1 protein-coding gene is annotated in these 3,936 nt (G+C 37.4%); it reads left to right on the forward strand.

What is annotated here, in order from left to right; all coding sequences use genetic code 11:
* Positions 1–3,936 (forward strand): type ISP restriction/modification enzyme (locus ACFIK4_RS05535; RefSeq protein WP_375675367.1); only part of this gene is annotated, 3,936 nt, incomplete at both ends.

Raw genomic sequence — 3,936 nt, forward strand, 5'->3', positions numbered from 1 at the left:
AAGTGACAATGTGAATGCCATGATTAAAGGACAAGCGATACCCGTTTATCGTATTGACCTTCGTCATATGGAAAACAGTCGTATAGACTGGCAAATATTTGCAACGAAAAAAGAAGTTGTTCTGAAATCAACAAAAGAGCCTCGTCCCCATCAAGAAGAAGCCATCAAGAAAGTCTGTGAAGGGTTAAAAGAAGCAGATCGTGGCAAGCTGATTATGGCATGTGGAACGGGGAAGACTTTCACTAGCCTTAAGATAGCAGAAACCATAGCAGGAACAGGCAAGCGTGTTTTGTTTCTGGTTCCTTCTCTGGCTTTAGTCTCGCAAACAATCCGTGAATGGACAGCCGATGCACAAGTACCTTTGCGTTCTTTTGCTGTGTGTTCGGATACAAAAGTAGGCAAGCGTCGTAAAAACCAAGATGATATTGTTGGCATGGAAACATCAGATCTTGTGCTCCCTGCTACCACGGATGCCCAAGCCCTTGCCAAAGAAGCTTGTGAAAACCTAGCAGATGCAATGACGGTCATCTTTTCAACCTATCATTCTATCCAAGTGATTTCGGATGCACAAAATACCCATGGGTTACCTGAATTTGATCTGATCATTTGTGATGAAGCCCATAGAACAACTGGTGTTGTGTTGGGAACAGAAAAGCATGAATCTGAATTTATCAAGGTTCATGACAATAGCATTATTCGAGGCAAAAAACGCCTCTACATGACAGCAACCCCAAAGATCTTTAGTGACAAGCTGAAAAGGAATGCTTTCTTATCCAATAACGTTTTGGTGTCCATGGATAATGAAAAACTCTATGGCAAACAACTTTACACTTACAACTTTTCACGTGCTTTAGAGGATAAGCTGTTATCACCTTGTAAAGTTATCATATTAGTTGTCAACGAAGAAGAAGTAAGTCAATCCATTCAACATCTGATTACCGATAAGAATTATGAACTTATTCTCGATGATAGGACCAAGATTAATGGCTGTTATAGAGCCCTTACCAAAATGGATCTGAAACTTGATCTTGAAGATGACCCCAAGCCCATGCGTAGAGCTTTAGCTTTTTGCAAAGATATTGATACTTCTAAACGCATATGCAAAAGATTCAAAAAAGAAAAAGTGCAAGAATCTTTACGCGCTCTTCATAAAAACTATAAAGATACTCCTCCTCTTAACTGTACCCTTGCCCATATTGATGGAACCTTTAGTGCTAAAGAGCGTACAAAACAACTTGACTGGTTAAAGGAAGATGCGGGGGAAAATACTTGTCGTGTACTTACCAATGTACGCTGTCTTTCTGAAGGTGTTGATGTACCCGCTCTTGATGCTGTTCTATTTTTACACCCGCGCAAAAGTCAAATTGAGATTATTCAAGCGATCGGACGTGTAATGCGTCGAGCAGAGGGTAAAAAAAGAGGCTATATCATTCTACCCGTTGGGATACCCGCTGATATTCCGCCGGAAATAGCCTTAGAAAACAACCAAAAGTATAATGTCATCTGGCAAGTTCTCAATGCTTTACGTGCTCATGATGATAACTTTAATAAAATAATTCACCATATGCACAAAAAACAAGACGTAAGCGATGCTCTTGAAATTGTTGCTGCTTCTCAAGAACTTGCGTTAGAAGATACGACCACGGTTATTGATGATTTACCTATACGCTCAAAATTAGAGTATTCAGGACTTAATATTGGGTTAGCAACTTATGAATCCTCTCACACATGTGAAGAACAAGGAGAACTCCCCCTTTTTTCTAAATGTAAAGATGTCATTAAAGCTGCTATTGTTAATAGATTTTACGACCCTAGCTATTGGAAAAAATGGGCAATAAATGTTGGTGATCTTGCTCAAACTCATATCACACGCTTAACTGAGGTTTTGACGAAATCAGAAACTGAAACACGGCGTGTGTTTAATGATTTTATGACCGAATTACGTAGTAATTTAAATACAACTATCTCCGAACAAAATGCGATTGAAATGCTTGCGCAACATCTTGTGACGCGTCCAGTCTTTAATGCTTTATTTGAGGGGCATCAGTTTGTTCAAGAGAATCCCGTATCTTGTGCTTTACAACGTGTACTCAATGTCCTTGATAAAGTTACCCCTAAAGAAGAATCTCAAGATCTCAAAAATATTTCTAAGAGTGTACAATTTTACACGCGTGGAATTACCACTCTTGAAGCACAACAAAGTTTAATTGTAGAGCTTTATAATGAATTTTTCCGTTATGCTTTTCCGCGTACAGTAGAAAAATTAGGCATTGTTTATACTCCCATTGAGGTTGTTGATTTTATCATTCATTCTGTTGATGATGTGTTGCGTCATGAATTTGGAAAAAGTCTAGGATCACGTGGTGTTTCTATTCTTGACCCTTTTACGGGTACTGGGACCTTTATCACACGGCTATTACAATCCAATCTCATCAAACCAGAGGATATGGAATATAAATACCGTTATGATATCCACGCAAATGAGATTGTCTTGCTAGCCTATTACATAGCAGCCATTAATATCGAAGCAACCTATCATGGTCTTATGAAAGGAAATTATATCCCTTTCAAGCATATTGGTTTGACTGATACGTTTCGAATGATTGAAAAACAAGATCTTATGGAAGGTATACTCAAAGAAAACAGTGAATATTTGGAACATCAGAAAAATTTGACTATCGAAGTTATCTTCGGCAACCCGCCTTATTCAACTGGTCAAAAAAGTGCTAATGATAATGCGAAGAATACCCCTTATCCCATATTAGATAATCGTATCAGTGAAACTTATGCTGCTCAATCTGAATCAATCAATATGCAAGCACTTTATGATAGCTATATACGAGCAATTCGATGGGCTAGTGACCGTATAAAAGATTGTGGTATTATTGGTTTTGTGACAAACGCAGGGTTTATTAATGCATGTTCTTTAAATGGTTTAAGAAAATGCCTCGTTAAGGAATTTAGCAGCCTTTATATTTTCCATTTACGGGGTAATCAACGAACCTCTGGAGAACTTTCGCGAAAAGAAGGTGGTAAGATTTTTGGTTCTGGATCACGGGCTCCCATAGCTATCTCTATTCTCATAAAAAATCCAGAATCTCAACAGCGTGGGAAAATATATTTCCGTGATATTGGAGATTATCTCACAAGAGAAAAAAAGCTTAAGACAATTAAAAAATTTGGTAGCATTGATGGTATTACACAGAGCAAACAAGGTTGGCAAATAATTATACCGGATAAGCATAATGATTGGCTTGGTCAACGTGATGACAGTTTCAAGACATTCCTAGCTTTAGGTGATAAGAAACCTCATAGTAAAAAACTGTTTGAGATTTATTCTTGTGGTCTAAAAACCAATCGTGATGCTTGGGCATACAATGCAAGCAATGAAACTCTCGCGAAGAATATGAGTAATATGATTACTTTCTACAATAGTGAAGTGGAGCGTTTTAATGGTGTTTATACACATGATAACGGTAAAACACGTACTAAAACTGTAGATAATTTTGTTAATGCCGATGAAAGCAAAATTAGTTGGAGTATTAATCTTAAGAAACATTTAACTAAAGGAAAGATTTTTGAATTTGAAGATACATGCCTTATTCAAAGCCTATATCGTCCTTTTACACAACAATGGCTCTATTACAATCGTGCCTTTAATGAAATGGTTGCCCAAATTCCATGTATATTTCCAATGGGGCAAGCGGTTGAAAATAGAGTAATACAAATTACAGGTACGGGAGCAAAGAAAGATTTTTCTGTTATTATGACTAAGAATGTGCCTGAATTTCAAGTGATGGAGAATAGTCAATGCTTTCCAAGATATATCTATGAAGATGCTACGGTTTCAAAAAGTAAAAGTGAGAAACAAACCCTTTTATTTACAGACTCTATAGAGGAAAACAAAACTGTTGGTTTACAGAGGCGTGATGCCAT

The sequence above is a fragment of the Bartonella sp. AP9QHHD genome (assembly GCF_042195625.1).
Lineage (GTDB): Bacteria > Pseudomonadota > Alphaproteobacteria > Rhizobiales > Rhizobiaceae > Bartonella.